The organism is Streptomyces sp. NPDC057253, from assembly GCF_042669125.1.
In the GTDB taxonomy this organism is placed as follows: Bacteria; Actinomycetota; Actinomycetes; order Streptomycetales; family Streptomycetaceae; genus Streptomyces.
In genome coordinates, this window is sequence record NZ_JBHUXV010000042.1 from 46,649 (window position 1) to 73,078 (window position 26,430).

The window sequence follows — 26,430 nt, forward strand, 5'->3', positions numbered from 1 at the left end:
TGCCCCCGTGGAGGACGACGACATCCTGGACACCGCGGACGGGCCGCAGCCGCGCCCGCAGTCGCTCATGCTCGCCTTCTTCGGCAACCACGTCCTGGAGGAGGGGGACCTGGGCGTCTACTCGGGCAGCATCATCGACGTCCTGGGCCGGGTCGGCGTGGGCGAACAGGCCGTGCGCTCCACCCTGACCCGCATGGTCAACCGGGGTCTGCTCCAGCGTCAGCGCGAGGGACGCAAGATGTTCTTCGGCCTCACCCCGCAGGCCACCCGCGTGCTGATCGACGGCCGTACCCGCATCTGGGAGCAGGGCGCGGTCAACGACGACTGGGACGGCTCCTGGACCCTGCTCGGCTTCTCCCTGCCCGACTCCTGGAAGCGCCAGCGCCACGACCTGCGCTCCCGGCTGACCTGGTCCGGGTTCGGCGCCCTGTACAGCGGGCTGTGGATCGCCCCCGGCGAGGTGGACGTCTCCGCGGTGGTCGCCGAGCTCGGCCTCACCGCGCACGTCAAGATCTTCCACGCGCGGGCCGCCGAGGTGACCGACATCGAGCAGATGATCCGCGACACCTGGGACCTGGAGTCCATCGCGGCCCGCTATGTCACCTTCGACAAGCGCTGGAGCGACCGCCTGGGCCACACCCCCGACGCCGACCCGATCGCCACCCGGCTCCTCCTGGTCAGCGAGTGGCTCTGGACCATCCGCACCGACCCAAGACTCCCGTCCCGCCACCTCCCCCCGGCCTGGCCGGCCCGCACAGCCCAGGAAACCTTCAACGCGGTCGCCAACCAGACCCACCCGGCCCTGAAGGCGGCCCGAACATCCCTGGAGACGACACCTCTACTCCGGGAGCCCGCCTAGGCTCGCCGTGCTCGGGGGTGCCGGGTTCGGTTGTTCGGCGGGCGCGGGTGCGTAGGGGCTGGTCGCGCAGTTCCCCGCGCCCCTGGGGAGTCGCACTCACGCCCGCCACGCTCTCAGGGGCGCGGGGAACTGCGCAACGCCCGCCCCCACGCACCCGCAGACACCCAGCTACCCGTCACCCGTCACCCCACCCACGGTGAACCCGATCACCGTCCCGCCCCCGTCCCGCGAGAACGCGAACGGCGCCCCACCGTGCGACAGAGCCACTTCCCGCACGATCGACAACCCCAGCCCCGACCCCGGCAGGGACCGCGCGTCCGCGGCCCGGTAGAAGCGGTCGAAGACCCGTACGAGGTCGGCGTCGGCGATCCCCGGCCCCCGGTCCAGCACCTCCACCCGCACCGGCCCCGCCGGCGTGAACCCGGACACCGAGATCTCGATCGGAGCGCTGCCGTCCCGGTCGAACTTGGCCGCGTTCTCGACCAGGTTCGACACCGCCCGCTGTAGCATCCCCGCCCGCCCGTCCGTCACCGTCGACCCGCCCGCGTGCACCACGATCTCCCGCCCGGTCCGCCGCCGGGCCAGCCCCGCGACCTCCTCGGCGACATCCGCGAGATCCACCCGCTGCGGCGGCTCGTTGTCCGACTGCCCCGCGGCCAGGTCGACCAGCTCGTTGACCAGGTCGGTCAGCTCCCGCGCCTCCTGCGTGAGATCGGCGACCAGCTCCTCACGCGTCGCCGGCGGCAACTCGTCGATCCGCCGCAGCAGCGAGATGTTCGTGCGCAGCGACGTCAGCGGCGTCCGCAGCTCGTGCCCCGCGTCCTGCACCAGCCGCCGCTGGTCCTCCTCGGACTGCGCGAGCCGCCCGAGCATCCGGTCGAAGGCCCGCCCCAGCCGCCCCACCTCGTCGTACCCGGTGACCGGCACCTCGATCTCCAGCCGCCGGGTCCGGGCCACGTCCTCCGCGGCGGAGGTGAGGATCACCAGCCGCCGCGTGATCCGCCGGGCCAGCCACCAGCCGAACAGCCCGGCCCCGATCACCACCGCGGCCATGAGCAGGAACGTCCGCTGCTGCAACGCCCGCAGCAGATCCTCGGTGTCGCTGAACTCCTGGGCGACCTGCACGGCCCCCCGCCCCCCGCCCAGGGAGACGGTGGCGATCCGGTACACGTCGCTGCCGACCGAGACCTCCTTGTGCAGCACCATCCGCCCGGCGACGCCCTCGCCCGCGATCCGCCGGTCCCCGGAGGTCACCGGCAGCCCCGGCCGCCCGGGGTCGGCGACCGCCCCGGTGGGCCCGAGCACCTGCACGTCCGTACGGGCCGGCCGCACCAGGTCGTGCCCGGGCGCCGAGGAGGAGAAGTCCTCCGGGGTCATCCGGTGCTGGCTCACCTCGTCCCGCAGATCCTGCACGACCTGGTCGAACACGGACTCCTGGTCGACCCGCACCAGACGGGCGGCGGCGCTGTAGGACAGCACGCCGACGAGGACGGTCACCGCGGCCGTCACCGCGGCGAAGGACACCACGAACGTGGTCCGCAGGGACAGCAACCGGGGCCGCGGCCGGGCCCACAGCCGAGCCAGCCGGCCCACTCAGTCCTCCCGGAGCACGTAACCCACGCCGCGCACCGTGTGGATCAGCTGCGGCGCGCCGGGTTCGTCGAGCTTGCGGCGCAGGTAGCCGACGTAGACGGCGAGGTTCTTGGAGCCCGGCCCGAAGTCGTAGCCCCAGATCCGGTCGTAGATCGTCGAGTGGTCGAGCACGATGCCCGCGTTGCGCACGAGCAGTTCCAGCAGCTCGAACTCGGTGCGGGTCAGCTCCAGCTCGCGCGGGCCGCGCCAGGCCCGGCGCGCCTGGATGTCCATGCGCAGTCCGGCCGCCTCGATCCGCCCCTGGGGCAGTTCGGGCGCCGGCGCCTTCGTCACCGCGCCGGGCGCCGGGGCCATCCCGTCGGGGCTGGTCCGCCGCAGCAGGGCCCGCAGCCGGGCGAAGACCTCCTCGACGTCGAAGGGCTTGACCACATAGTCGTCGGCGCCCGCGTCCAGGCCGGCGATCCGGTCCTGGGTCTCCACGAGCGCCGTCAGCATGAGGATGGGGGTGCGGTCGCCCTCGGCGCGCAGCACCCGGCAGACCTGGAGCCCGTCGATCCCGGGCATCATCACGTCGAGGACGAGCACGTCCGGCGGCGTCCGGTGGGCCTGTGCCAGCGCCTCCACTCCGTCGGCGACCGCGGTGACCTGGTAGCCCTCCAGGATCAGGGCGCGCTCCAGGGCATGACGGATGGCGCGGTCGTCTTCGGCGAGCAGCACGTTTTGGGGCACCCCCTCAGTGTGCCGTGCCCGCCGAGTCGTACGACGTGATGAGCAGCTCACCCGGCGCCCTTCTTACTGGCCTCTCACCCCGTCGGACGCAACGCGGCGAGCCGCTCCTCGAAGGGCACGACGTCCTCGAAGCCGTCGGTCGAGGAGCGCGGGGCGGCGACCCCGCGGACCGCCGAGAGCCCGCTCATCAGACCGGCCAGTTCCCCGGCCGCCCGCTCGATGCGGCCGTCCAGCCCTTCCGCGCCCCAGTCCTCCGAGGCGGCGTACACCCCGGTCGGCACGACGACGGCCTTCAGGTAGGAGAAGAGCGGTCGCAGCGCGTGGTCCAGGACCAGCGAGTGCCGGGCGGTGCCACCGGTCGCGGCGATCAGCACCGGCTTCCCGGCCAGCGCGTCCGGCTCGATCACGTCGAAGAAGGACTTGAAGAGTCCGCTGTACGACGCCGAGAACACCGGCGTGACGACGATCAGCCCGTCCGCCCCGGTCACCGCGTCGACAGCGGCGCTCAGCGCGCGGCCCGCGAAGCCGTTGGTGAAGTTGTGCGCGATGTCGACGGCGAGTTCCCGCAGCTCCACGACCTGGACGTCCACCTCGGCGGTACGTCCCACGGCCGCCGCGAGCCGGTCCGCCAGCAGGCGGGTGGACGACGGGACGCTCAGCCCCGCGGACACGACGACGAGCTTCATGCGACGACCTCCTTGTTCTGTGCGGCGTTCTGCGCGGCCTTCTCTGCCTCGGCCAGCAGGGACGCGTGGGTGGGCGCGTCCGGCACGTTCGCCGGGCGGTTCTTGGCGAACTCCTCGCGCAGCACGGGTACGACCTCCTCGCCCAGCATGTCGAGCTGTTCCAGCACGGTCTTGAGCGGCAGCCCGGCATGGTCCACGAGGAACAGCTGACGCTGGTAGTCGCCGGCGTACTCGCGGAACTTCAGCGTCTTCTCGATGACCTGCTCCGGGGAGCCGACGGTCAGCGGGGTCTGGTCGGTGAAGTCCTCCAGGGAGGGGCCGTGGCCGTAGACCGGCGCGACGTCGAAGTAGGGGCGGAACTCACGGACCGCGTCCTGGGAGTTCTTCCGCATGAACACCTGTCCGCCCAGCCCCACGATCGCCTGCTCCGCCGTGCCGTGCCCGTAGTGGGCGTACCGGCTGCGGTACAGCTCGATCATCCGCTTGGTGTGGTCGGCGGGCCAGAAGATGTTGTTGTGGAAGAACCCGTCGCCGTAGTAGGCGGCCTGCTCGGCGATCTCGGGAGACCGGATGGAGCCGTGCCAGACGAACGGCGCGATGCCGTCGAGCGGCCGCGGCGTCGAGGTGAACCCCTGCAACGGGGTCCGGAACTTCCCCTCCCAGTTCACGACGTCCTCGCGCCACAGGCGGCGCAGCAGGGCGTAGTTCTCGATGGCGAGGTTGATGCCCTCCCGGATGTCCTGTCCGAACCAGGGGTAGACCGGCCCGGTGTTGCCGCGGCCCATCATCAGGTCCACTCGCCCGTCGGCCAGGTGCTGGAGCATCGCGAAGTCCTCGGCGATCTTCACCGGGTCGTTCGTGGTGATCAGGGTGGTGGACGTGGAGAGGATGAGCCTCTCGGTCTGCGCCGCGATGTACCCGAGCATGGTCGTCGGCGACGACGGCACGAACGGCGGGTTGTGGTGCTCCCCGGTCGCGAAGACGTCGAGCCCGACCTCCTCGGCCTTCAGCGCGATCGCCACCATGGCCTTGATCCGCTCGCGTTCGGTCGGCGTACGGCCGGTGGTCGGGTCCGGCGTGACATCACCGACGCTGAAGATCCCGAACTGCATGCTCGCTCACCCTCCAAGTAGTTGACGGTTCAACTATAACCGCGTACCTGGAGAACGAGGACCCGGGTCCCCTTATTCCGACGGCTCAACTCGACTCCGCTCCACCGCACCCACCTAGGGGCGCGGGGAACTGCGCGACCAGCCCCCACGCACCCGCAGCCGAACAACGCCCCCCCATCGCCGCTCATCTCACGGAACCAGCACAATCCGCCCCCGCACCCCACCCTTCTCCAACCGGTCATGCGCCTCGGCCACCGCGTCCAGCGCATACGTCTCCGCCACCCGCAGCGTCAGCACCCCCTCATCCACCAACCCCACCAGCTCAGCAAGCCGCGCCCCGTCCGCCGTCACCGACACGGACCCCGTCCGCACCCCCCGCACCGACCCCGGATGCGCCCCCGGCCGTACCCCGACATACGCACCACCGTCCCGCACCCACTCCAGCGCCGCCTCCCCGAGCACCGCCGTGTCCAGTACGGCGTCGTAGGCCCCGGCACCGGGCGCGGTCGTGAACTCCGCGGCCCCCAGCGACCGTACGAACTCCTCGTCCCCCGCCCGAGCCAGCCCGGTCACCGAAACCCCCTGACGCGCGGCGAGTTGCACGGCGAACCCACCGACCGCCCCCGCCGCCCCCGCGACGAGCAGGGACTGCCCAGGCGCCAACTCCAGCAGATCCAGGGCCTGTACGGCGGTCAGCGCGTTCAGCGGCAGCGTCGCCGCGTGTATCGCGTCGACCGAGACCGGCGCCTCGGCGACCGCATCCGCGTCGACGACGACGTACTCGGCATGCGTACCCAGGTCCTTCGTCAGCCCGTGATACAGCGCCACCACCCGCTCCCCCACGCTCCAGGAGCCACCCGCCCCCACCGCGTCCACGGTCCCCGCCACGTCCCAGCCGAGCCCGAGCTCCTTGCCCTCCCCGCCGAAGAACCCGCCCCGGACCCCCAGGTCGACGGGGTTGAGCGTGGCGCCGGCCACCTTGATCCGCACCTGCCCCGCCCCCGGCTCGGGAACCTCCCGCTCCACGACCTCCACGGCCTCGGGCCCGCCGAACGTCCTCACCACAGCAGCACGCATGACTGAGTTCTCCTCATTGGTCACTGTTGGCGCCGGAACCTCCGCCGCCGACGGCAACCCTAGGAAGAGCTACTATCTGCTGGTAAGTAGTTACCTGGAAGTGCGTATGTCCCCCGGAGGTGAGCCATGCCGACCACGACAGCGGCCCAGCGGCGCGAACAGGCACGCGTGGAGTACGACGCGTTCATCAAGGGCTGCCCCACCAACCAGCTCCTGGACCGCCTCAGCGACAAGTGGGTCAGCCTCGTCGTCGCGGCCCTCTCCACCGGCTCCATGCGCTACAGCGACCTCACCCGCAAGATCGCCGGCGTCAGCCCCAAGATGCTCACCCAGACCCTGCGCACCCTGGAACGAGACGGCATCCTCACCCGCAAGGTCACCCCATCGGTCCCGGTACGCGTCGACTACACCCTCACCCCCCTCGGCACCAGCCTGGCGAGCCTCCTGACAGCGGTGAAGACCTGGGCGGAAACCCACATCGAAGAGGTCCACGAGGCAAGAGAGCGCTACGACACCGAGACCGACTGAGTCCTTCCTGCGAGGTGCCGCTGGGGCTCTGTTGATCTCCGGTCCAGTCACCCCGCTCAGGGGCGCGGGGAACTGCGCGACAAGCCCCCACGCACCCGCAGCCAAAACACAACCGCCCCGTCAGAAGTAGTACTCATCCCCACTGTCCAGCACCAACACCCGCTGCCGATCATTCGCCCGGTTGAGATCCACCGTCCCCCCGTCCCACACCGTGTCGATCTCCAGCAACACCTCCGACGGCACCCCCAGCAACCGCACCCGCAGCTCCACCCGCTCCCCCACCGAGTCCGCCCCGAGCGCCCCCACCCGGCACACCACCACCCGCTCCGCCTCCCGAGCACACCCGTCCGGCAACACCTGCCGGTCCTCCAGCGGCTCGGACCACCGCAACCGCACCGTCGCGTCCGGCACCGCCTCCGGCCCGTGATTGCGAGGCGTGAACCGCAGGTCCATCCGCCCACCGGACATGACCGCGACCCCGTGATACGCCAGATCCGCCTCGGCCCTGTCACCGGCGACCGCCGCACCCCCACCCCCCAGAACCGCCACAGCCGCCGCCACCGCCGCACCCGCACCGCACACCGCAAGCACCCGCATGCCACCCACTCCTCGCTGCCGCCGCCCGAACCGCCGTGGTCGCAGGGATGTATCCCACGAACGGCGAACGACAAGGCGCCCTCCATCAGGTGACACCGGTCCCCCAGGGCATGCGAAGCTGACCCGCATGCTCGTAGCCCGCTCCGCCGCCCTCTTCGTCGTGGCCGCCCTCTTCGAGATCGGCGGCGCCTGGCTGGTGTGGCAGGGCGTACGGGAGCACCGCGGCTGGATGTGGACCACGGGCGGAGTCCTCGCCCTCGGCGCCTACGGCTTCGTCGCCACCTTCCAGCCCGACGCCCACTTCGGCCGCATCCTCGCCGCGTACGGCGGGATCTTCGTGGCCGGCTCGATCCTCTGGGGGATGGTGGCCGACGGCTACCGCCCCGACCGCTGGGACATCGCGGGCGCGCTGATCTGCCTCGCGGGCATGGCGGTGATCATGTACGCGCCGCGCGACTAGGACGACCGGGCGCCGTACTCAGGGAGCCTCGTCGGGCAGCAGCCCCAGCTGCCCCAGGAACTCCATCTCGTCGAAGTAGAGCCGGTAGTCCGTGATCCGCCCGTCCCTCACCGTCGCGATGTCCACCCCGCGGATGCTGATCTCCTTCTGCGTCGCGGGCAGCGTCTCCCCGGTCGGCAGCTGGATCGGCCCGGTGTTGCGCCCGTGGTAGACGCCCTCGTCGATGGCGGTGTCCCCGACCTCGTAGGCGTGCAGCGACTCGAACCGGGCGTCCGGCACCGCCTCCGTCATCTGCCGCCAGTACTCGACGATGTGCTCGCGCCCGTGAATCTCCCCCTCGTCGGGGGTGACGGCGACCGCGTCCTCCGCGTACAGCTCGCCGATGGCCTTCAGATCCGGGTGCGTGGTGAGCGCATCGGTGAGCCGGTCCATGACCTCACGCGCTTCTCCCATGATCCACCTCCGTGGTTCAGAGGATCACCCACCTCATTTTCCCACCGGCCCACGATTCGGACCGCCGGAGAGCGGGAGGGGACGCCTGCCTATCCTGGCTGGCGAGGCCAGACCATCCCCGTCCGAGGAGCACCCATGCCCAGCGCAGCGTCCCGCATCGCCGTCGTCACCGGTGCGAGCAGCGGAATCGGCGCCGCCACGGCCCGGCAGCTCGGCGCCGCCGGTTACCGCGTCGTCCTCACCGCCCGCCGCAAGGACCGTATCGAGGCGCTCGCGGAGGAGATCAACGCGGCGGGCCACCAGGCCACGGCCTACCAGCTGGACGTGACGGACCGCGCCGCGGTCGACGAGTTCGCCACGGCCTTCAAGACGATCGGCGTCCTGGTCAACAACGCCGGCGGAGCCCTCGGCGCCGACCCGGTCGCGACCGGCGACCCCGCCGACTGGCGCACGATGTACGAGACCAACGTCATCGGCACCCTGAACGTCACTCAGGCCCTGCTCCCCAAGCTGGAGGCGAGCGGCGACGGCACGATCGTGGTCGTCTCCTCGACGGCCGGCCACGGCACGTACGAGGGCGGCGCGGGGTACGTGGCCGCGAAGCACGGCGAACACGTGCTGGCGGAGACCCTGCGCCTGGAGATCGTGGGCAAGCCGATCCGGGTGATCGAGATCGCCCCCGGCATGGTCAAGACCGACGAGTTCGCCCTGACCCGCTTCGGCGGCGACGAGACGAAGGCGTCCAAGGTCTACGAGGGCGTAGCGGAACCCCTCACGGCCGACGATGTGGCGGACACGATCACCTGGGCGGTAACCCGCCCCCACCACGTCAACGTGGACCTCCTGGTCCTCCGCCCCCGAGCCCAGGCATCCAACACGAAGGTCCACCGCGCCCGATGACCCCGGACAAAAAAGACCCCCACGACGAACGCCACATGTGGTGGTGGCTCGGCTACTTCCTCTTCGGCATCCACATCGTGGCCTTCGTCATGATCTACGCAGCACGACACGCACCGAAGTGAGCTGCCGGATGCCGATGCCCAGCGATCCATGACATGGGCAAGGCCCCCGGTTCCGCCGGGGGCCTCTGGCATCAACCCTTCACACACACGACCTGCTTCAGCTTCGCCACGACCTCCACCAGGTCCCGCTGCTGGTCGATGACCTGGTCGATCGACTTGTAGGCGCCCGGAATCTCGTCCACGACGCCGGAGTCCTTGCGGCACTCCACGCCCCGCGTCTGCTCCTCCAGGTCCCGCGTCGAGAACCGCCGCTTCGCCGCGTTGCGGCTCATGCGCCGACCCGCGCCATGGGAAGCCGAGTTGAAGGCCTTCTCGTTGCCGAGGCCCTTCACGATGTACGACCCCGTCCCCATGGAGCCCGGGATGATGCCGTACTCGCCGGCCCGGGCGCTGATCGCACCCTTGCGGGTGACAAGCAGGTCCATGCCTTCGTACCGCTCACGGCTCACGTAGTTGTGATGACAGCTCACCTCGGGCTCGAAGACCACCTTGGCCTTCTTGAACTCCTTGCGGACCACGTCCCTCAGAAGCGCCATCATGATCGACCGGTTGTACTTCGCGTACTCCTGCGCCCAGTAGAGATCGTTCTGGTACGCCGCCATCTGCGGTGTCTGAGCGATGAAGACAGCGAGGTCCCGGTCGACCAGCCCCTGGTTGTGCGGGAGCTTCTGGGCCACGCCGATGTGATGCTCGGCCAGCTCCTTGCCGATGTTGCGGGAACCGGAGTGCAGCATCAGCCAGACCGAACCGGTCGTATCCGTGCAAACTTCGACAAAGTGATTGCCGGATCCAAGCGTTCCCATCTGCTTCCCGGCACGTTCGTGACGGAATTTGACCGCATCCGCGACGCCCTCGAACCGCCCCCAGAAGTCATCCCACCCCGCAGTGGCGAACCCATGAAACCGCCCCGGCTCCACAGGACTGTCATGCATCCCCCGCCCCACCGGAATGGCCTGCTCGATCTTCGACCGCAGCCGCGACAGATCCCCCGGCAGGTCGTTCGCCGTCAGGGACGTCTTCACCGCCGACATTCCACAGCCGATGTCCACGCCCACCGCCGCCGGGCACACCGCACCCTGCATCGCGATGACGGACCCGACCGTCGCCCCCTTGCCGTAGTGGACGTCCGGCATGACCGCGAGGCCCTTGATCCACGGCAGGGTCGCGACATTGCGCAGCTGCTGAAGGGCCACGTCCTCGACCGTCGCCGGGTCGGTCCACATGCGGATCGGGACCTTGGCGCCCGGCATCTCCACGTACGACATATCGTCCTCATTCCCCCACAAACACAACAGAAGTCTTGAATCGCAATACCGGCGCCAAGGTCGACGAATGGGATGACGGACCGGCGTTCACGGCAGCGCGTGCGATACACATTGTCTGCCGGGGACGCCCCCGTGCGGCAAGCGAATAACCTGCGGGGACACTGAAGATCCCCACGAGACATCCCCCACGAGTCGGAGACATTCCGAGAGGAGCCCCACCGTGCAGCGGAAGGCCTACGTACCCGGCGTCGCCGCCCTCCTCGCGGCGCTGTTGGCCGGCTGCACCGGCAGCTCGGGCGGCGACGGCACGACGGACGACGCCAACCCCGGCGACACCGGCACCGCCTCCGCGGTCGCCCAGCCCGGCAAGTACCGCACCCTGCCGGAGGCATGCGGGGTGGTCAGCCAGAGCACCCTGGACGCGCTGCTGCCCGGTATCCAGCAGATCACCGACGAGGACCAGCGCAGCAAGGCCTACGAGGGCGAGGCCACCCTCACCTACGACACGGACCGCAAGGTGGGCTGCCGGTGGAAGGTGGAGGCCTCGGACGCCACCGAGTACCTCTCGGTCGACTTCGAGCGGGTGGTGTCGTACGACAACGCGGTCAGCGACGAGACCCAGGCGCAGCAGGTGTTCGCGCAGGCCGAGGAGAAGGCGGATCTGCCGGCGGCGACCGCCAGTGCCACCTCGGACGTGGAGGAGAGCAGCATCGCCGCCGGTGGCACGGCCTCCGCGTCGGCCACGCCGAGCGGTTCCGCCTCGGCCTCCGCGAGCGGTTCGTCCTCCGCCACGCCGGCCGATCTCCAGCCCCGGCTGCTGGACGATCTGGGTGACGAGGCGTACCTGGACGACGTGTTGAGCAACTCGGGTTCGACGGCACAGCAGCGCAAGGTGACTGTGGCGTTCCGCACGTCGAACGTGATCGTGACGATCGAGTACGAGGAGCAGCCGACGACGATCGGCGCCGCTCCGGACAGTAAGGAAATGCAGGACAACGCCCGGAAACTGGCCTCTCAGCTGGACGGGTCGCTGTCCGGTTGAGCGGTCTCCACAGACCTCTCACGCACGCGCACGAAGCGTTCGAAGCTGGACCGCACAGCATCCTCACCGCGTACCGTGGCCCCTCGGACCCGATCCGACGGCAGGAACCACAAGCGTCATGAGTGAAGGAACCATGCAGCGACGAGCAGAGCGTGCCCAGCGAGCGAAGCGTCTTCACCGCGTCCTTGTCTGCGCGGCCGCAGTCCCGGTGATGCTGATCGCCGCCGGCTGCTCCTCCGACTCCGGCTCCGGCTCCGGCGGTGACAGCGGCAGCAGCGGTTCGACCAGCGGCACGGGTGCGGACGGTGGCGCCTCGGCGTCGGCGTCGGCGGCGCCCACGGTGCAGGCGGCGGCGTACAAGTCGCTTCCCGACGCGTGCGGGACGCTGTCGAAGAAGACCCTGAAGTCGCTGACGCCGGAGGCCTCGAAGGGCAAGAAGGGCACGTCGGAGGCGGGCACGCGGGGCAGCTGCTCCTGGAGCAGCCTCGACAACAACGGTGTGAAGGGCTCCCAGTTCCGGTGGCTGAACGTCTCGCTGCTGCGCTTCGAGTCGGACACCTCGCGCGGCACGGGCGAGGCGCAGGCGGCGAAGTACTACGAGCAGCAGGTCCAGGACGCCCAGTCGGTGGCCGGTGCGAAGAACACCAAGTCGCAGACGGTGGCCGGGACGGGTGACGCGGCGACGCTGGTGCGTTACGACCTGAAGAAGAAGGAAGGCGCCTTCAAGCAGCAGACGGTCGTCACGCGCGTGGAGAACGTCGTGGTGACCGTCGACTACAACGGCGCGGGTCTGGCCGGCGACAAGACGCCGAGCGCGGACAGCCTCTCGAAGCTCGCGGAGCAGGCGGCCAAGGAGGCGGTGGCCTCGGTGTCGGCGGCGAACGGCGAGGGGGCGGCGAGCCCGGCCCCGTCCGACCCGGCGTCCAAGGCTCCGTCGAAGTCCGCGTCCCCGTCTCCGACGGCGTCGAAGTCGGCCTCGAAGTCGGCCTCTCCGTCCAAGTCGGCCGCGAAGACGAGCTGAAGCAGTACTGACGGCCCTATCCGGCCACCCGTGCGCAACACATATGTGCCACTCTGTTGCGCGCAACAACACGCACAGGGAGGGGAGTACGGGTGGCCGCGCCCATGCAGCTGACTCGAATGCACCGCGTGCTCATAGGCGTGGTCGTGTTCGGCGCCGTGATCATCGCCGGCATCGGCTTCGCGGGGTCGTACGCGGCCGTCCGCGAACTCGCCATCAAGAAGGGCTTCGGGAACTTCAGTTACGTCTTCCCGATCGGCATCGACGCGGGTATCTGTGTCCTGCTGGCCCTGGATCTGCTCCTGACGTGGATCCGTATCCCCTTTCCGCTCCTGCGTCAGACCGCCTGGCTCCTGACGGCCGCGACGATCGCCTTCAACGGCGCGGCGGCCTGGCCGGACCCGCTGGGCGTGGGCATGCACGCGGTGATCCCGGTGCTGTTCGTGGTGGCCGTGGAAGCGGCCCGGCACGCGATCGGCCGCATCGCGGACATCACGGCGGACAAGCACATGGAGGGCGTCCGCCTCACCCGCTGGCTCCTCTCCCCGATCCCGACCTTCCTGCTGTGGCGTCGCATGAAGCTGTGGGAGCTGCGCTCCTACGAGCAGGTCATCAAGCTGGAGCAGGAACGTCTCGTCTACCGAGCCCGCCTCCACTCCCGCTTCGGCCGTGCCTGGCGCAGGAAGGCCCCGGTGGAGTCGTTGATGCCGCTGAGGCTGGCCCGCTACGGCGTCCCGCTGGCGGAGACGGCCCCGGCGGGCCTGGCGGCGGCGGGCATCGAGCCGGCGCTGCTCCCGCCCGCGCCCAGGCCTGCCGAGCTCCCCGCCGACGCGTCCACGGTCGGTCGTGCCGCTGTGACGGCTCCCGCCCCCCAGCAGATGCCGCCGCCCAGCGAGCAGCAGCCCGAACCCGAGCCCGACCAGAGCCCCTGGTTCGAAACCCCCAAGCAGGTCGAGTACCAGGGCGGCTACAACCCCGACTACGACCCCGCGGAGCAGTACAACCACTGGTACGAGGAACAACTCGAAGCAGAGCAGTACGAGTTGCAGCAGATCCAGTACGAGGAACCCTCGAGGGAACCCTCCGTCGAGCCCTCGATGGAGGAGACCGGCAGCTTCCCCATCCCGGTGTCCAGCGGCCGCACCCGCGAGCTGGGCGAGGGCGGTGGCCCCCCGGAGCCGACGGAGGAGGACTTCTACCAGGTCTTCAAGAAGTCGATAGACGGCAGCTACCCCTCCCCCGGCCAGCTCAGGGGCGACGTGGAGGCGACGTACGGCGTCGTGCTCCCGCAGCGCGAGGCGGAGCGCATGGTCAACCGCTTCACCAACCGCCACACCGCGGAGCTCCAGGAAGACCACATCGCCTGAGCCACAGGGCAACGAGAAGGGGGCCCTCCACACCGGAGGGCCCCCTTCTTCGTACCGCCTACTCCCCGAGCAGGGCCCGCACCCGCTCCTGCCCCACGGCGAGCAGCAGCGTCGGCAGCCGGGGCCCGGTGTCACGCGAGACCAGCAGCTGGTACAGCAGCGCGAAGAACGCCCGCTGAGCCGTCTTGATCTCGGCCGGCAGCTCCTTGGGCGTGGCGTCCGCGGAGAACCCGGCCTGCACCTTGGGCACGCCGTACACCAGGTGGGTCAGCCCGTCGAGCGACCAGTGCGAGGCGAGCCCGTCGAGCAGCAGCCGCAGCGACTGCTGGGACGCCTCGTCGAGGGACTTCAGCAGCTCGGCGTCGGCCTCGGTGCGCACGATGGTCCGCTGGTCGGCGGGCACCTGCGTGTTGATCCAGGCCTCGGCCTTGTCGTACCGGGGCCGGGCCTCGTCCAGCGAGGAGAGCGGGTTGCCCGGGTCCAGGTCGCTGAGGATCCGCAGCGCCTGGTCCTCGTGGCCCGCGGTGATGTCGGCGACGGAGGCGAGTGTCCGGTACGGCAGCACGCGCGCCGTGCGCGGCAGCTCGCCCCCGGCGGTCCGCACCGCACGGGAGTGGGCGGCGATGTCGGCCGGCAGCGCGGAGCCGTCGGCGACCTTGGCGTCGAGCTTGTCCCACTCGTCGTAGAGCCGCTGGATCTCCTGGTCGAAGGCGATCTTGAAGGACTGGTTGGGCCGGCGGCGGGCGTAGAGCCAGCGGAGGAGCTGCGGCTCCATGATCTTCAGCGCGTCCCCGGGGGTGGGCACGCCGCCGCGGGAGGACGACATCTTGGCCATCCCGGAGATGCCGACGAAGGCGTACATGGGCCCGATGGGCTGCTTGCCGCCGAAGATCCCGACGATCTGGCCGCCGACCTGGAAGGAGGACCCGGGCGAGGAGTGGTCGACCCCGCTGGGCTCGAAGACGACACCCTCGTACGCCCACCGCATCGGCCAGTCGACCTTCCAGACGAGCTTGCCGCGGTTGAACTCGTTCAGCCGGACGGTCTCGGAGAAACCGCAGGCGTTGCAGGTGTACGACAGCTCGGTGGTGGCGTCGTCGTAGGAGGTGACCGTGGTGAGGTCCTTCTCGCAGTTGCCGCAGTAGGGCTTGTACGGGAAGTACCCGGCGGAGCCGCTGGACCCGTCGTCCTCGGCGGCCGCACCGGACCCCTCGGCGGCCTCCACCTCGGCCTCGTCGAGAGGCTTCTGCTGCTTCTTCGCGGCGGCCGGGGCCTTCTTGGTGCGGTACTGGTCGAGGATCGCGTCGATGTCGCCTCGGTGGGCCATGGCGTGCAGGATCTGCTCGCGGTAGACGCCGGAGGTGTACTGCGCGGTCTGGCTGATCCCGTCGAACTCGACACCGAGCTCGGCGAGCGCCTCGACCATGGCGGCCTTGAAGTGCTCGGCCCAGTTCGGGTGGGCGGACCCCTTGGGCGCGGGCACGGAGGTCAGGGGCTTGCCGATGTGCTCGGCCCAGCTCTCGTCGACACCGGCGACCCCGGCGGGCACCTTGCGGTACCGGTCGTAGTCGTCCCAGGAGATGAGGTGGCGCACCTGGTGGCCCCGGCGCCGGATCTCGTCGGCGACGAGGTGCGGGGTCATGACCTCACGGAGGTTCCCGAGGTGGATGGGCCCGGAGGGTGACAGCCCGGACGCGACGACGACCGGTTTGCCCGGGGCCCGACGCTCCGACTCCTCGATGACCTCATCCGCGAAACGGGAGACCCAGTCGGTGGTCTCAGCGCTCTGACCCACGATCGGCACGTCCTCTTTTACTGATGGCGTTGATGGAGGCTCCATTCTCCCAGACCACCCCGCGCCGGAGAAAACCGCTTTACCCCCCATGGGATACTGACCGTGTCTATCTGATCCCCCGAGGAGAACGGCACCCACTCCCATGGCCCCGGTCACGTCCCTCAGCGACGCCGTCAACCAGCAGCTCACCTCCGCGCTCTCCGCCACCCTGCCGGAGGCCGACGCGGACCCCCTGCTCCGACGCAGCGACCGGGCGGACTTCCAGGCGAACGGCGTGCTGGCGCTCGCCAAGAAGGCTAAGGCGAACCCGCGGGAGCTGGCGACGCAGGTCGTGTCCCAGGTGGTCGCCGGTGACCTGATCAAGGACATCGAGGTCTCCGGCCCCGGCTTCCTCAACATCACGCTCACCGACAAGGCGATCACGGAGAACCTCGCCGCGCGGTACGAGGACGGCGACCGTCTCGGCGTACCCCTCAAGGACCAGCCGGGCATCACGGTGATCGACTACGCCCAGCCCAACGTGGCGAAGGAGATGCACGTCGGCCACCTGCGCTCCGCGGTGATCGGCGACGCCCTGCGCGGCATGCTCGACTTCACCGGCGAGAAGACGATCGGCCGGCACCACATCGGCGACTGGGGCACCCAGTTCGGCATGCTCATCCAGTACCTGATCGAGAACCCGGGCGAGCTGGCCCCCGCGGCCGAGGTCGACGGCGAGCAGGCCATGTCGAACCTGAACCGGGTCTACAAGGCGTCCCGCGTGGTCTTCGACTCCGACGAGGAGTTCAAGGAGCGGGCCCGCAAGAGGGTCGTCGCCCTCCAGTCGGGCGACAAGGAGACGCTCGACCTGTGGCAGCAGTTCGTGGACGAGTCGAAGGTCTACTTCTACTCGGTCTTCGAGAAGCTGGACATGGAGATCCGGGACGAGGAGATCGTCGGCGAGTCGGCGTACAACGAGGGCATGCCGGAGACCGCCCGCCTCCTGGAGGAGATGGGCGTCGCGGTGCGCTCCGAGGGCGCGCTGGTCGTCTTCTTCGACGACATCCGCGGCAAGGACGACCAGCCGGTCCCGCTGATCGTGCAGAAGGCGGACGGCGGCTTCGGCTACGCGGCGAGCGACCTGACGGCGATCAGGAACCGCGTCGTCGACCTCCACGCGACGACACTCCTGTACGTCGTGGACGTACGCCAGTCCCTGCACTTCAGGATGGTCTTCGAGACGGCCCGCCGGGCGGGCTGGCTGGGCGACGACGTCACCGCGCACAACATGGGTTACGGCACCGTCCTGGGCGCGGACGGCAAGCCGTTCAAGACCCGTGAGGGCGAGACGGTGAAGCTGGAGGACCTGCTGGACGAGGCGGTCGAGCGGGCCGCCGAGGTCGTACGGGAGAAGGCGCAGGACCTCACCGAGGACGAGATCCAGGAGCGGGCGGCGCAGGTCGGCATCGGCGCGGTGAAGTACGCGGACCTGTCCACGTCCCCCAACCGGGACTACAAGTTCGACCTGGACCAGATGGTCTCGCTGAACGGCGACACGAGCGTGTACCTCCAGTACGCGTACGCCCGTATCCAGTCGATCCTGCGCAAGGCGGGAGACGTACGGCCGTCCGCGCACCCGGAGCTCGAACTGGCGGACGCGGAGCGGGCGTTGGGCCTGCACCTGGACGCGTTCGGCAGCACGGTCTTCGAGGCGGCGGCGGAGTACGCCCCGCACAAGCTGGCCGCCTACCTGTACCAACTGGCGTCCCTGTACACGTCGTTCTACGACAAGTGCCCGGTCCTGAAGGCGGACACCCCGGAGCAGGTGGAGAACCGCCTGTTCCTGTGCGACCTGACGGCCCGCACCCTCCACCAGGGCATGGCCCTCCTGGGCATCAGGACGCCCGAGCGCCTCTGACCCGGGTCTAGGGCAGTCCGAACTGGCACCACACGGCCTTCCCCAACTCCCGTTCCCGCACGCCCCACTTGTCGCTCAGTGCGGACACCAGCAGCAGGCCCCGGCCACCCTCGTCGCCGTCGTGGACGACCCGAGGGACGCCGGGGCCGCTGTCGTGCACCTCGACGACCAGGGCGTGCCCCTCGTGACGCAGGAACAGCCGCAGCTGGCGTCCGGGCGGTACGCCGTGCAGCAGGGCGTTGGTGACGAGTTCGCTCACGCAGAGCAGCACGTCGTCCGTCCTCGGCGTCTCGGCGAGCCCCCAGCCGGCCAGGGTCTCGGCGGCGAACTGCCGTGCGGCCTGGGCGGATCGGCGTTCGCGGCGGAAGAACCGCTCGCGCAGGGGCGGTAGTCGGGTCGTCTCGTTCACGGGACGAGAGTTGCGGAGAGTGACTACCGTTGATCACTCGGTGAACCCGTACAGATTTTTTGTACGGGCTCTCACCCGGTGACGTACGCGTACCAAGGGGGATGGACCATCTCATGAGCGCCAGGAAGCCGCGGCCGAAGAACCTCACGTCCCTGAAGATGCTGGGCAAGCAACTCGGCACGGCCCGCCGCGCGGCGGGCCACACCCAGACCGCCCTCGCCGACATGGTCCGCGTGGACGAGGAGACCATCGCGTCGATCGAGCAGGGCAGGCGGACACTGAAACCGGATCTGGCCGCGCTGCTGGACGAAGTCCTGGAGACCAAGGGGATGTTGGCGGCGGGCGTGGCCAACCTGCCGGACATCGACCAGTTCCCGATGTGGGCCGAGCTGTACGTCGAGCACGAGCGCGAGGCCATCGCCCTGTCCTGGTACGACGCCCTGGTCGTGCCCGGCCTGCTGCAAACCGAGCCGTACGCACGCGCGTTGCTGAGCGGGCGCGTTCCGGCCTACGACTCCGACGAACTGGAGACGAAGGTCGCCGCGCGCGTGGGCCGACGGGAGATCCTCGAGCGCAGGGTCCCACCGACGTTGAGCTTCGTGGTCTGGGAGCCCGCGCTCCTCATGCCCACGGGCGGTCGCGAGACGCACCGGGACCAGCTGCGCTTCCTCCGCGAGTGCTCCGAACTCCCTTGCTTGTCCTTGCAGATCCTGCCGCTCGACCGCAGCTCGCACGCGGGGGACGCCGGCCCCTTCACACTCCTGGAGACTCCCGACCATCAGCACCTCGCGTACACCGAGTCCCAACGCGGCAGTCAGTGGGTTTCCGACGCAGACGAGGTGTCCATCCTGGCGCGCAAATATGCGATGCTGCGGACTCAGGCCCTCACCATTGAGGACTCCAGACGCCTGTTGGACCGTCTGCTAGGAGAGCGATGAGCACGGCACTTCAGTGGTTCAAGTCGACCTACAGCAGCAGTGAGGGCGGCCAGTGTCTTGAGGTAGCCGTCTCCCCTCAGGCCATCCACATCCGCGACTCCAAGCACCCGGAAAAGACCGCCCTCCAGGTGTCCCCCACCACCTGGACCACCTTCACCACCGCCCTCAAGTAACACCCCGCACGGCATTGTCAGTGGCTCCCCCTACAGTCACTGGCATGGCGACTCTTCCCAACCCGCTGCCCGCCCTCGCGGCAGACCCGAGCGGTCGTTCGCTCGGACTTGGACTCCCTCTGGGGAGACTGATCGACGAGACCGACGAGGGGCCGTGGCATGAACCGTTGCTGTGGCATGCCGAGTACGCGGCGGCGTCCGGGGCGTGGAGCGCGCTCGGTACCCGCGCCGCGCGGACCGGGCTGCTTCCGGTGCTGGTAGAGGTCGGGGGGAGCCAGGGCGGGCCCGAGGAGTGGGAGTTGATGCCCGGGGAGATGTCGTACCCCGGGGACCACGACCCGGAGGAGGTCCTGGCGGAGTTCTGGGAGGAGTACGCCGGGGACGAGGACGGATCCTGGCCGGGTCTCGCCGAGGCCCCCACCGCTCTGCCCGCCGACCCCGACCGGCGGGCCGTCGAGACCGCCGACGCCCTCCTGGACGAGGGCTCGTGGTTCAAGGAGCCGCGCCTGGCCCTGGTCCCGGCCCGCCGCAGCGCGGACATCCCGGCGGCGATCGGCTGGACGGGCCCGCTGAACCACGAGAACGACGTGGCGCGCCTGTGCGCGGTGCTGCGCTCGTGGGAGGACCGCTTCGGCATACGCGTCATCGCCCTGGGCTTCGACCGGTTGGTGGTCTCCGTCGCCGCCCCGCCCACCACGCAGGAGGCCGCGGAGGCCGTAGCCGCCGAGCACTACGCGTTCTGCCCGGACACCATCGACCAGGGCCACCACCGGACGCTGCGCGAGTACGCCGCACACCAGGTACTGGACCAGCGCGTCTGGTCCTTCTGGTGGGACTGAGGCAAACCAGCGGTCTTCCATGAGCAAATTCCCTTTCAAGTCAAGCCAGCTCATTTCGGCGCACTGAATCCGTCGCTAAACTCCCTTCTCGTTTGCGGTCCTTAACAGGGGGAGGGCGCTCAGCATGCCGGACGGTTTCTCCGTGGACCTCGGTGCGCTGCGCAAGGCCGCCTCCGGGATCAGCACCACGCTGGACGCGATGGCCACCAAGAAGGTGAGCGACATCGACGCCCCCAAGGGCGACTTCGGGCACGACGAACTGGCCTCCGCGATCGTCGACTTCACCGACCGGTGGAACATCGGCGTCTCGCACCTGGCCTCCGACGGCGCCGAGGTCTCCGACCGGCTGAACCGCTGCGTGAAGAACTACGAGGCGGCCGAGGAGCACATCCAGCTCTCCACCGAGGGCGTTCTTCGGTCGCCGTCCGGCACGGACCCGGGGGCGTCCTGATGGCCCAGCTCGGCGAGACCTCGGATCCCCGCGCGCTCGTCCCCGGCTCACCGGACTCCCTGACCACGACCGCACAGGCCCTGCTCGCCTACGGCGATGTCCTCATCGAGGCCGGCGAAGGACTGGCGAAGGTCGACACCGAGGACGGCTGGCGGGGTCCTGCCGGCGACGCCTTCCGGGACCGTTTCCACGGCCAGCCCGCCCGATGGACCGAGGCGGGCAACGAGTTCCACACCGCCGCCAACGCCCTGTACGACTACCTGTACACCCTGCGCGCGGCCCAGCAGCGCGCGGCCGAGGCCATAGCGCAGTACGCGCGCGGCGAGACGGCCACCACGAACGCCAGGAACGCCCATGACCGGCAGGTCGGCGAGGCGCGCGGCAGAGGGGACAACACCGAGATCCCCTTCGACGATCCCGGTGAGGCGGACCGTGCAGCCGCCCGTGCGGCTCTCGACACCGCGCGCGGCAACGTGGAGACCGCAGGGCACACCGCGGCCGCGAAGGTGCGGAAGGCCACCGAGTCCGCCCCGGAGCGCCCGGGATTCTGGTCCAAGGTCGGCGACTTCCTCGGCGACGTGGGTGACGAGCTGGTGGACGGCGGCAAGACCGTCGTCAATGACCTCGCCTCCTTCGGCAACGCCATGGTCCAGCACCCCGGCGACAGCGCGGCGATGCTCGGCGGCATGCTCCTGGCCGGCGTCAGCGCCGGCGGCGAAGGTCTCGGCGTCGCTCTGGACGCCACCGGGGTCGGTGCCATCGCCGGCGTACCCCTCAACGTCGTGTCCGCCGCCGGGATCACCGCGGGCGTCGGGCTGGCGGGCGCCGGGGCGGTGGACCTCGCCCAGCACGCCACGAGCGACTCCCAGGTCGAACCCCTCCGGATGAACAGCGAGGGCTCCGGCACGGGTGGCTCCTCGCAGCAGCCGGCGTCCGATCTGATCAAGAACGGCCAGCAGTACAAGGGCACCGGCGGCCGCGCGGGAAACAACCTGCCGGTGGAGAACGGCCCGAAGGACGGCACCCTCTACAAGACGGACCCGCAGACCGGAAAAGTCACCAACTACACGACGTACGACTCCGAAGGCCGTGCGGTGAAGCGAGTGGACCTGGAGGGCCGTCCGCACGGCGGGGTGGACACCCCGCACGTCGTAGAGTACGAGCGCAACACCAACCCGAAAACCGGCCAGGTCTTCGTGCGCCCGTCGAACGAAGTACGCGCCGCGTTCCCCTGGGAGATCCCGTGAGCCGCAGCAAGCCGTCGTGGTCCGACCGGAGGCTCCCGGCGTTCTTCACCCGGTGGCGCACGGAGTGGAAGGACGAGACACTCACCCCGGCCAACTACCTCGACTTCGAGGGCGGCCTGCGGTTCGTCCTGGCCGCGGCCTGGCTGTTCTGCCCCGAGACGGTCGAGTACCGCGGTGGGGTGTTCCTCAAGGAGCGGTTCGGTCAGGGGAACGTCGACGACTGGTTCACGAAGCTGGGCGACGACAGGGAACGTGTCGAGGCAGTCGTCAACCAGGTCAAGTTGTGGGACACGTTCGTCAACACACCCCTGACGGACGACGACCAGCTCGGCGAGGAACTGCCCGGGCTCGCCCTGGCTCTGGGGGAGTGCTGGCAGGGCGTCCTGTCCGCCCGGTACCCCGACCTGGAGGTCACCGTCGAGGTGAGCGACGAGGAGGACGGGGCCTACGGCCCGACCGTGACCTTCTGGACCTCCCCGTCCGGCACACCCTTCGGCTAGCCCGCCAGTCCCTCCCCCAGCCGCCGCAGCCCCTCCCCGATCTCCTCGGGCGTCTGCGTCACGAAGCACAGCCGCAGGGTCGACCGGTCGGGCTCGCCGGCGTAGAAGGGCGCCCCGGGCACGTAGGCCACATCCCGGGTCACGACCTGCGGCAGCAGATCAGTGGTGTCGTACGACGACGGAAGGCGCGCCCAGAGGAACATGCCGCCCTCGGGCCGCGTCCAGGTCGATCCCGCGGGCAGCGCCTCGCCGAGCCCCGCGAGCATGGCGTCCCGGCGCTCGCCGTAGACGCCCGCGACGCGCCGCACATGGGCGTCGAGATCGCGGTCGGCCAGGTACCGCGCCGCGGCGAGCTGGTTGACGGTCGGGGTGTGCAGGTCGGCGGCCTGCTTGGCGACCGCGCAGGCGCGCCGCAGCTCGCCGGGTGCCCGCAGCCAGCCGAGCCGCAGTCCGGGCGCCATGACCTTGGAGAAGGAGCCGAGCAGGACGACCCGGTCGGCGGCCTCCTCGTGGGAGGCGATCCACGGCACCCGCTCGCCCTCGAAGCGGAGTTCGCCGTACGGGTCGTCCTCGACGATCCACAGCCCGCACCGCGCGGCCACGGACGCGACGGCGGCCCGGCGCTCGGCGGACATGGTCCGGCCGGTCGGGTTCTGGAAGGTGGGGACGGTGTAGAGCAGCTTGGGCCGCTCCCGAAGCACGAGTTCCTCCAGCGCCGCGGGATCGAGCCCCTCCTCGTCCCCGGGCACGGCCACCACCCGGGCGCCCGCGAACCCGAAGGCCTGGAGGGCGGCGAGATAGCAGGGGCTCTCGACGAGGACCGTGTCGCCGGGCTCGATCAGCGCGGTGGCGAGCAGCGACAGCGCCTGCTGGGACCCGGTGGTGACGAGGACGTCGTCGGCGTCGGTGGCGAGCCCGCGCACCGACATCCGCTCGGCGAGGGCCGCCCGCAGCACGGGCTCCCCCTCGGTGGTCGAGTACTGGAGGGCCCGCGACGGCACCTCCGCCAGCACCGCCCGGTAGGCCTCGGCGATCCCCTCCGCGTCGAACAGCTCGGGGGCCGGCAGCCCGCCCGCGAAGTTGATCACCTCGGGGCGGGCGGTGACGGCGAGGATGTCCCGTACCGGCGACCCACCGACCGCCCGGGCCCGGGCGGCGAGCGGCGGCACGGAAGCGAACGTGGGCACCGTCATGACGTCTCCTTCGACTGCGGACTGCGACGACTGGTTCCGGCGCAGCCTAAAGAAGTGAGTGCCGCCTACAAGCACCTTTCCGCGATACGGACACTGCTCAGCCCTTGGTCCCGGTGGCCCCGTAGACGTTGATGTCGTCGTCCGTGACGTCGTTGATGTCGCGGTAGCGGATCTTCTCGATGTCGTCGAGCGCCGCGAAGTCCTCCGCGTCGACGGCGGGCGGCGCGGGGGCCGGGCCGGGGTGCCACCGATGTACGGGCACGACGCCCGGCTCGTCCAGTGCGACCCCCGGCACCTCGGTGAAGAACCGCTCCACCTCCGCCCTGGACCGGAACACGAAGGTGAACCCGCGCTCGGTGTAGGTCCGCTGGACCGCGCGGGTCGGCTCGGGATGCATCTCGTCGGTGAGATGGCTGAGCACGATCCGGCTCCCGGCCGGCAGCGCCGCCACCAGCTCCCGCACGATCGGATAGGCCTGCTCGTCCTCGACGAAGTGCAGAATCGCGACCAGGCACAGCGCGATCGGCTGGTCGAAGTCGAGGGTCTTGGCGGCCTGTTCGAGGATCTGCGCGGGGCTCGTGAAGTCGGCGTCGACGTAGTCCGTACGTCCCTCGGGCCCGCTGGTGAGCAGCGCCCGCGCGTGGGCCAGCACCACCGGGTCGTTATCGACGTACACGACCCGCGCGTCGGGCAGGATCCGCTGGGCGATCTGATGGACGTTCTCGCCGGTGGGCAGCCCGGTGCCGATGTCGAGGAACTGCCGGATCCCGTCCCGCTCGGCCAGCCGGGTCACGGCCCGGCGCATGAAGTCGCGGTTGTGGCGTACGTCGAGGTAGCCGCGGGGGTTGGCGGCGAGCGCGGCGGCGGCCGCCTCGCGGTCGGCGGGGTAGTTGTCCTTGCCGCCGAGGAAGACGTCGTAGACGCGGGCCGGATGGGCCTTGGTGGTGTCGATCCTCTTGGCCAGCTCGGCCGGGTCCTGGCTCAGCGCGTCACCGGACATGGGTGTCTCCCCTAAGAGTCGGTCCTTCAACGGACAACCACCACACTGGTCAAGAACCTAACTCCTGGGGCGACTTGATGGTGCCCGGCGCCCGCCACCCCCCGTCCCGCATCCCACCAGGGCGACTCGGGACACGACATCCCCGCAGCTCAGGCCCCTTCCGCCGACCGGCGCGTCCCGAATTCGCCGCCGAAGGCTGGCGTACGCCCCACCCGCCCCGCAACCTGATCCCATGCCCACCGGACCCCACACCCGCCGCACCCTCACCGCCACCGTCCTGCTGACGCTCCTGGCGCTGCTCACCCTCACGGGGTGCAACGACGGCCAGGGCGTACGCGACGAGGGCCCGGCCAGGGCCGGAGCGGCCGCCGTCGCGCCCGCGGAGAACGCGAAGGCCGCCCGGCACTGACCGGGCGGCCTCGAAGCGGAGTTACGGCATCACACGTGCGCCGGGGCCAGCTTCGGGTTGGGGCCGTACTTGTTGTCGCCCGGCTCGCTGTCCAGCACCGAGAAGACGAACAGGGTAATGCCGCCGACGAGCGGCACGAAGCCGAAGAGGATCCACCAGCCGCTGCGGCCCGTGTCGTGCAGACGGCGCGCGGTGACGGCGAGGCCGGGCAGCAGGAAGGCGAGGTAGGGGATCACCACGAGCCACGACTGCTTGCTGACGGCGCCGAGGATGGCGAACACGACGTAGATGATCGCGGCGAACAGCGCGAACATCCAGTACTCCTTGCGGCGCGCACGACCGCTGAAGACCGCGTACTTCTTGAGAACTTCGATGAACCAGCTCATGGTGGTGTCCCCCCAGAGATCGCCGCTCGGAACCGTTCCGAATGGATCAGGCCAGGCGCAGAAGATATGGAGGATGTCACGAACTCGTCAATTCGACTGATGTAAACGGTTCATCAAGACAGGCACCTGCCACACCGAGACAAATCCACCCCGCCGGAGGGTGCATCCCGGACAGACCACCAGAAGATCACCCTGCGAACAGGCCGCTGTTATCCGGACGTTGGCCGGTTCGAGCTCCACCCGTATCCGGACCGAGCTCGAACCGTTGCCGTGCCGCGCCGCCCCGACGGCCTCGTCAGCGGAGTTTCTGAGCCACTTCGGTCGCCCAGTAGGTGAGGATGTTCCGCGCCCCGGCCCGCTTGATGCCGGTCAGCGCCTCCAGGATCGCCCGGTCCCGGTCGATCCAGCCCTTCTCCGCCGCGGCCTCGATCATCGAGTACTCACCGGAGATCTGATAGGCGGCGACCGGCACGTCCACGGCGTCCGCGACCCGCGCGAGGATGTCGAGATAGGGCCCGGCCGGCTTGACCATCACCATGTCGGCGCCCTCCTCCAGGTCGAGGGCGAGCTCCCGCAGCGACTCGCGCGCGTTCGCCGGGTCCTGCTGGTAGGTCTTGCGGTCCCCCTGCAACGAGGACCCGACGGCCTCCCGGAACGGCCCGTAGAAGGCGGACGCGTACTTCGCCGTGTACGCGAGGATGGCGACGTCCTCCCGCCCGATCTGGTCGAGGGCATCCCGTACGACCCCGATCTGCCCGTCCATCATCCCGCTGGGCCCGACCACGTGCGCGCCGGCGTCGGCCTGCACCTGAGCCATCTCGGCGTACCGCTCAAGGGTGGCGTCATTGTCGACGCGCCCCTGGTCGTCCAGCACCCCGCAGTGGCCGTGGTCGGTCGTCTCGTCGAGACACAGATCGGACATCACGAGCAGCTCGTCCCCGACCTCGGCCCGCACGTCCCGGATGGCGACCTGGAGAATCCCGTCGGGATCGGTCCCGGGCGTCCCGAGGGCGTCCTTCTTCCCCTCCTCAGGCACCCCGAACAGCATGATCCCGGACACCCCGGCAGCCACGGCCTCAGCGGCAGCCTTCTTCAGGCTGTCCCGCGTGTGCTGCACGACCCCGGGCATCGCCCCGATCGGCACCGGCTCACTGACGCCCTCGCGCACAAACGCCGGAAGGATGAAGTCGGCCGGGTGCAGCCGGGTCTCGGCGACCATCCGCCGCATGACGGAATTGGTCCGCAGCCGCCGCGGCCGAGCACCGGGAAAGGATCCGTACGTCGTCATACCCCGAGGCTACGCCCCCGCTGCGCTGGGCTTGAGCCGGGCGCCTAGGGGGGTGCCGGGTGCGGTTGCGGGGCGGGTGCGGGTGAGTGGGGGC

Annotated in this window: 30 protein-coding genes; 16 read left to right on the plus strand and 14 right to left on the minus strand. The window is 70.0% G+C overall.

The features are described 5' to 3' along the window. The first annotated feature begins 7 nt into the window (after positions 1-7). Positions 8-859 (plus strand): PaaX family transcriptional regulator C-terminal domain-containing protein, encoded by an 852-nt coding sequence (locus ACFULQ_RS23190; RefSeq protein ID WP_383546783.1) that lies wholly within the window; start codon positions 8-10, stop codon positions 857-859. A gap of 168 nt (positions 860-1,027) precedes the next feature. On the opposite strand, the gene ACFULQ_RS23195 is transcribed toward ACFULQ_RS23190, so the two are convergent. The 5 genes from ACFULQ_RS23195 to ACFULQ_RS23215 all read right to left on the minus strand — a co-directional run bounded on the left by ACFULQ_RS23195 (position 1,028) and on the right by ACFULQ_RS23215 (position 6,056). Continuing rightward, positions 1,028-2,452 carry an ATP-binding protein gene (locus ACFULQ_RS23195; protein ID WP_383546785.1) on the minus strand — a complete coding sequence of 475 codons (1,425 nt, stop codon included), beginning with the start codon at positions 2,450-2,452 and terminating at the stop codon, positions 1,028-1,030. Beyond that, positions 2,453-3,181 (minus strand): response regulator transcription factor, encoded by a 729-nt coding sequence (locus tag ACFULQ_RS23200; RefSeq protein WP_383546787.1) that lies wholly within the window; start codon positions 3,179-3,181, stop codon positions 2,453-2,455. A gap of 74 nt (positions 3,182-3,255) precedes the next feature. Beyond that, positions 3,256-3,867: an FMN reductase gene (locus tag ACFULQ_RS23205; protein WP_383546789.1), complete on the minus strand. Its 612-nt coding sequence runs from the start codon at positions 3,865-3,867 to the stop codon at positions 3,256-3,258. Then, the gene (locus tag ACFULQ_RS23210; RefSeq protein WP_383546791.1) at positions 3,864-4,979 is read right to left on the minus strand and encodes an LLM class flavin-dependent oxidoreductase; all 1,116 of its coding nucleotides are present in this window, start codon (positions 4,977-4,979) and stop codon (positions 3,864-3,866) included. The genes ACFULQ_RS23205 and ACFULQ_RS23210 overlap by 4 nt, the downstream gene beginning before the upstream one ends. Positions 4,980-5,168: 189 nt before the next feature. Further along, positions 5,169-6,056: an NADP-dependent oxidoreductase gene (locus ACFULQ_RS23215; RefSeq protein ID WP_383546793.1), complete on the minus strand. Its 888-nt coding sequence runs from the start codon at positions 6,054-6,056 to the stop codon at positions 5,169-5,171. Positions 6,057-6,182: 126 nt separating this feature from the next. Here ACFULQ_RS23215 and ACFULQ_RS23220 point away from each other — a divergent pair, with 126 nt between their 5' ends. Then, a complete protein-coding gene (locus ACFULQ_RS23220; protein WP_383546795.1) occupies positions 6,183-6,584 on the plus strand; it encodes a winged helix-turn-helix transcriptional regulator in 402 nt (133 codons plus the stop codon). A 120-nt stretch (positions 6,585-6,704) separates the two neighbouring features. Here the strand turns inward: ACFULQ_RS23220 and ACFULQ_RS23225 are convergent, their stop codons facing one another. Then, a complete protein-coding gene (locus ACFULQ_RS23225; RefSeq protein ID WP_383546796.1) occupies positions 6,705-7,181 on the minus strand; it encodes a hypothetical protein in 477 nt (158 codons plus the stop codon). A 127-nt stretch (positions 7,182-7,308) separates the two neighbouring features. On the opposite strand from ACFULQ_RS23225, the gene ACFULQ_RS23230 reads away from it, so the two are divergent. Beyond that, positions 7,309-7,641, plus strand: a complete 333-nt coding sequence (locus ACFULQ_RS23230; protein WP_383546798.1) for a YnfA family protein — start codon at positions 7,309-7,311, stop codon at positions 7,639-7,641. Positions 7,642-7,659: 18 nt separating this feature from the next. Here ACFULQ_RS23230 and ACFULQ_RS23235 read toward each other — a convergent pair whose 3' ends face one another. Next, positions 7,660-8,094, minus strand: coding sequence for an ester cyclase (locus tag ACFULQ_RS23235; RefSeq protein WP_383546799.1), 435 nt, complete (start codon positions 8,092-8,094; stop codon positions 7,660-7,662). A 135-nt stretch (positions 8,095-8,229) separates the two neighbouring features. Between ACFULQ_RS23235 and ACFULQ_RS23240 the strand changes: the two genes are divergently transcribed. Together ACFULQ_RS23240 and ACFULQ_RS23245 are read left to right on the plus strand one after the other, a co-directional pair. Further along, a complete protein-coding gene (locus ACFULQ_RS23240; RefSeq protein WP_383546800.1) occupies positions 8,230-8,994 on the plus strand; it encodes an SDR family NAD(P)-dependent oxidoreductase in 765 nt (254 codons plus the stop codon). Further along, the gene (locus ACFULQ_RS23245; RefSeq protein WP_383546802.1) at positions 8,991-9,116 is read left to right on the plus strand and encodes a hypothetical protein; all 126 of its coding nucleotides are present in this window, start codon (positions 8,991-8,993) and stop codon (positions 9,114-9,116) included. Before ACFULQ_RS23240 ends, ACFULQ_RS23245 begins: the two co-directional genes overlap by 4 nt. A gap of 71 nt (positions 9,117-9,187) precedes the next feature. Here ACFULQ_RS23245 and ACFULQ_RS23250 read toward each other — a convergent pair whose 3' ends face one another. Next, positions 9,188-10,381 carry an RtcB family protein gene (locus tag ACFULQ_RS23250; protein WP_383546804.1) on the minus strand — a complete coding sequence of 398 codons (1,194 nt, stop codon included), beginning with the start codon at positions 10,379-10,381 and terminating at the stop codon, positions 9,188-9,190. 220 nt (positions 10,382-10,601) lie between these two features. Here ACFULQ_RS23250 and ACFULQ_RS23255 point away from each other — a divergent pair, with 220 nt between their 5' ends. The 3 genes from ACFULQ_RS23255 (at position 10,602) to ACFULQ_RS23265 (ending at position 13,811) form a co-directional block, all read left to right on the plus strand. Next, positions 10,602-11,423, plus strand: coding sequence for a DUF3558 domain-containing protein (locus tag ACFULQ_RS23255; RefSeq protein WP_383546806.1), 822 nt, complete (start codon positions 10,602-10,604; stop codon positions 11,421-11,423). Positions 11,424-11,556: 133 nt separating this feature from the next. Continuing rightward, on the plus strand, positions 11,557-12,444 hold the full coding sequence (locus ACFULQ_RS23260) for a DUF3558 domain-containing protein (protein WP_383546807.1): 888 nt from the start codon (positions 11,557-11,559) through the stop codon (positions 12,442-12,444). 104 nt (positions 12,445-12,548) lie between these two features. Continuing rightward, entirely contained in the window at positions 12,549-13,811 is a 1,263-nt protein-coding gene (locus tag ACFULQ_RS23265; RefSeq protein ID WP_383546809.1) for a DUF2637 domain-containing protein, read from the plus strand. Positions 13,812-13,869: 58 nt separating this feature from the next. On the opposite strand, the gene lysS is transcribed toward ACFULQ_RS23265, so the two are convergent. Beyond that, positions 13,870-15,615: a lysine--tRNA ligase gene (lysS, locus tag ACFULQ_RS23270; protein ID WP_383546811.1), complete on the minus strand. Its 1,746-nt coding sequence runs from the start codon at positions 15,613-15,615 to the stop codon at positions 13,870-13,872. Between the two features lie 133 nt (positions 15,616-15,748). Here lysS and argS point away from each other — a divergent pair, with 133 nt between their 5' ends. Next, positions 15,749-17,503, plus strand: a complete 1,755-nt coding sequence (gene argS / locus ACFULQ_RS23275; RefSeq protein WP_383546813.1) for an arginine--tRNA ligase — start codon at positions 15,749-15,751, stop codon at positions 17,501-17,503. A gap of 7 nt (positions 17,504-17,510) precedes the next feature. Here the strand turns inward: argS and ACFULQ_RS23280 are convergent, their stop codons facing one another. After that, positions 17,511-17,912, minus strand: a complete 402-nt coding sequence (locus tag ACFULQ_RS23280; RefSeq protein WP_383546814.1) for an ATP-binding protein — start codon at positions 17,910-17,912, stop codon at positions 17,511-17,513. A gap of 113 nt (positions 17,913-18,025) precedes the next feature. On the opposite strand from ACFULQ_RS23280, the gene ACFULQ_RS23285 reads away from it, so the two are divergent. The 6 genes from ACFULQ_RS23285 (at position 18,026) to ACFULQ_RS23310 (ending at position 22,060) form a co-directional block, all read left to right on the plus strand. Continuing rightward, entirely contained in the window at positions 18,026-18,850 is an 825-nt protein-coding gene (locus tag ACFULQ_RS23285) for a Scr1 family TA system antitoxin-like transcriptional regulator (RefSeq protein WP_383546816.1), read from the plus strand. Then, on the plus strand, positions 18,847-19,023 hold the full coding sequence (locus tag ACFULQ_RS23290) for a DUF397 domain-containing protein (RefSeq protein WP_383546818.1): 177 nt from the start codon (positions 18,847-18,849) through the stop codon (positions 19,021-19,023). Before ACFULQ_RS23285 ends, ACFULQ_RS23290 begins: the two co-directional genes overlap by 4 nt. 44 nt (positions 19,024-19,067) lie before the next feature. Next, entirely contained in the window at positions 19,068-19,862 is a 795-nt protein-coding gene (locus tag ACFULQ_RS23295; protein ID WP_383546819.1) for a DUF4253 domain-containing protein, read from the plus strand. A 124-nt stretch (positions 19,863-19,986) separates the two neighbouring features. Beyond that, positions 19,987-20,313 (plus strand): hypothetical protein, encoded by a 327-nt coding sequence (locus tag ACFULQ_RS23300; RefSeq protein ID WP_383546821.1) that lies wholly within the window; start codon positions 19,987-19,989, stop codon positions 20,311-20,313. After that, the gene (locus ACFULQ_RS23305) at positions 20,313-21,560 is read left to right on the plus strand and encodes a putative T7SS-secreted protein (RefSeq protein ID WP_383546823.1); all 1,248 of its coding nucleotides are present in this window, start codon (positions 20,313-20,315) and stop codon (positions 21,558-21,560) included. Before ACFULQ_RS23300 ends, ACFULQ_RS23305 begins: the two co-directional genes overlap by 1 nt. After that, the gene (locus ACFULQ_RS23310; RefSeq protein ID WP_383546825.1) at positions 21,557-22,060 is read left to right on the plus strand and encodes a hypothetical protein; all 504 of its coding nucleotides are present in this window, start codon (positions 21,557-21,559) and stop codon (positions 22,058-22,060) included. The genes ACFULQ_RS23305 and ACFULQ_RS23310 overlap by 4 nt, the downstream gene beginning before the upstream one ends. On the opposite strand, the gene ACFULQ_RS23315 is transcribed toward ACFULQ_RS23310, so the two are convergent. Together ACFULQ_RS23315 and ACFULQ_RS23320 are read right to left on the minus strand one after the other, a co-directional pair. Beyond that, positions 22,057-23,253, minus strand: a complete 1,197-nt coding sequence (locus tag ACFULQ_RS23315) for a PLP-dependent aminotransferase family protein (protein WP_383546827.1) — start codon at positions 23,251-23,253, stop codon at positions 22,057-22,059. The two genes, ACFULQ_RS23310 and ACFULQ_RS23315, sit on opposite strands and share 4 nt — an antisense overlap. 97 nt (positions 23,254-23,350) lie before the next feature. Then, on the minus strand, positions 23,351-24,253 hold the full coding sequence (locus ACFULQ_RS23320; RefSeq protein ID WP_383546829.1) for an SAM-dependent methyltransferase: 903 nt from the start codon (positions 24,251-24,253) through the stop codon (positions 23,351-23,353). Positions 24,254-24,485: 232 nt separating this feature from the next. Between ACFULQ_RS23320 and ACFULQ_RS23325 the strand changes: the two genes are divergently transcribed. Then, positions 24,486-24,662, plus strand: a complete 177-nt coding sequence (locus ACFULQ_RS23325; RefSeq protein WP_383546830.1) for a hypothetical protein — start codon at positions 24,486-24,488, stop codon at positions 24,660-24,662. A 29-nt stretch (positions 24,663-24,691) separates the two neighbouring features. Here ACFULQ_RS23325 and ACFULQ_RS23330 read toward each other — a convergent pair whose 3' ends face one another. Next, positions 24,692-25,048: a DUF805 domain-containing protein gene (locus tag ACFULQ_RS23330; protein WP_383546832.1), complete on the minus strand. Its 357-nt coding sequence runs from the start codon at positions 25,046-25,048 to the stop codon at positions 24,692-24,694. Between the two features lie 295 nt (positions 25,049-25,343). Continuing rightward, positions 25,344-26,336, minus strand: coding sequence for a porphobilinogen synthase (hemB, locus tag ACFULQ_RS23335; RefSeq protein ID WP_383546834.1), 993 nt, complete (start codon positions 26,334-26,336; stop codon positions 25,344-25,346). Positions 26,337-26,430 lie beyond the last annotated feature (94 nt).

What these genes read in the sequence shown, in the direction of transcription:
- ACFULQ_RS23205 (WP_383546789.1), bottom strand. Translation starts at nt 3,867, where the DNA reads ATGAAGCTCGTCGTCGTGTCCGCGGGGCTGAGCGTCCCGTCGTCCACC.
- ACFULQ_RS23210 (WP_383546791.1), bottom strand. Translation starts at nt 4,979, where the DNA reads ATGCAGTTCGGGATCTTCAGCGTCGGTGATGTCACGCCGGACCCGACC.
- ACFULQ_RS23215 (WP_383546793.1), bottom strand. Translation starts at nt 6,056, where the DNA reads ATGCGTGCTGCTGTGGTGAGGACGTTCGGCGGGCCCGAGGCCGTGGAG.
- ACFULQ_RS23220 (WP_383546795.1), top strand. Translation starts at nt 6,183, where the DNA reads ATGCCGACCACGACAGCGGCCCAGCGGCGCGAACAGGCACGCGTGGAG.
- ACFULQ_RS23225 (WP_383546796.1), bottom strand. Translation starts at nt 7,181, where the DNA reads ATGCGGGTGCTTGCGGTGTGCGGTGCGGGTGCGGCGGTGGCGGCGGCT.
- ACFULQ_RS23230 (WP_383546798.1), top strand. Translation starts at nt 7,309, where the DNA reads ATGCTCGTAGCCCGCTCCGCCGCCCTCTTCGTCGTGGCCGCCCTCTTC.
- ACFULQ_RS23235 (WP_383546799.1), bottom strand. Translation starts at nt 8,094, where the DNA reads ATGGGAGAAGCGCGTGAGGTCATGGACCGGCTCACCGATGCGCTCACC.
- ACFULQ_RS23240 (WP_383546800.1), top strand. Translation starts at nt 8,230, where the DNA reads ATGCCCAGCGCAGCGTCCCGCATCGCCGTCGTCACCGGTGCGAGCAGC.
- ACFULQ_RS23245 (WP_383546802.1), top strand. Translation starts at nt 8,991, where the DNA reads ATGACCCCGGACAAAAAAGACCCCCACGACGAACGCCACATGTGGTGG.
- ACFULQ_RS23250 (WP_383546804.1), bottom strand. Translation starts at nt 10,381, where the DNA reads ATGTCGTACGTGGAGATGCCGGGCGCCAAGGTCCCGATCCGCATGTGG.
- ACFULQ_RS23260 (WP_383546807.1), top strand. Translation starts at nt 11,557, where the DNA reads ATGCAGCGACGAGCAGAGCGTGCCCAGCGAGCGAAGCGTCTTCACCGC.
- ACFULQ_RS23265 (WP_383546809.1), top strand. Translation starts at nt 12,549, where the DNA reads ATGCAGCTGACTCGAATGCACCGCGTGCTCATAGGCGTGGTCGTGTTC.
- argS (WP_383546813.1), top strand. Translation starts at nt 15,749, where the DNA reads ATGGCCCCGGTCACGTCCCTCAGCGACGCCGTCAACCAGCAGCTCACC.
- ACFULQ_RS23285 (WP_383546816.1), top strand. Translation starts at nt 18,026, where the DNA reads ATGAGCGCCAGGAAGCCGCGGCCGAAGAACCTCACGTCCCTGAAGATG.
- ACFULQ_RS23290 (WP_383546818.1), top strand. Translation starts at nt 18,847, where the DNA reads ATGAGCACGGCACTTCAGTGGTTCAAGTCGACCTACAGCAGCAGTGAG.
- ACFULQ_RS23295 (WP_383546819.1), top strand. Translation starts at nt 19,068, where the DNA reads ATGGCGACTCTTCCCAACCCGCTGCCCGCCCTCGCGGCAGACCCGAGC.
- ACFULQ_RS23300 (WP_383546821.1), top strand. Translation starts at nt 19,987, where the DNA reads ATGCCGGACGGTTTCTCCGTGGACCTCGGTGCGCTGCGCAAGGCCGCC.
- ACFULQ_RS23305 (WP_383546823.1), top strand. Translation starts at nt 20,313, where the DNA reads ATGGCCCAGCTCGGCGAGACCTCGGATCCCCGCGCGCTCGTCCCCGGC.
- ACFULQ_RS23315 (WP_383546827.1), bottom strand. Translation starts at nt 23,253, where the DNA reads ATGACGGTGCCCACGTTCGCTTCCGTGCCGCCGCTCGCCGCCCGGGCC.
- ACFULQ_RS23320 (WP_383546829.1), bottom strand. Translation starts at nt 24,253, where the DNA reads ATGTCCGGTGACGCGCTGAGCCAGGACCCGGCCGAGCTGGCCAAGAGG.
- ACFULQ_RS23325 (WP_383546830.1), top strand. Translation starts at nt 24,486, where the DNA reads ATGCCCACCGGACCCCACACCCGCCGCACCCTCACCGCCACCGTCCTG.
- ACFULQ_RS23330 (WP_383546832.1), bottom strand. Translation starts at nt 25,048, where the DNA reads ATGAGCTGGTTCATCGAAGTTCTCAAGAAGTACGCGGTCTTCAGCGGT.
- hemB (WP_383546834.1), bottom strand. Translation starts at nt 26,336, where the DNA reads ATGACGACGTACGGATCCTTTCCCGGTGCTCGGCCGCGGCGGCTGCGG.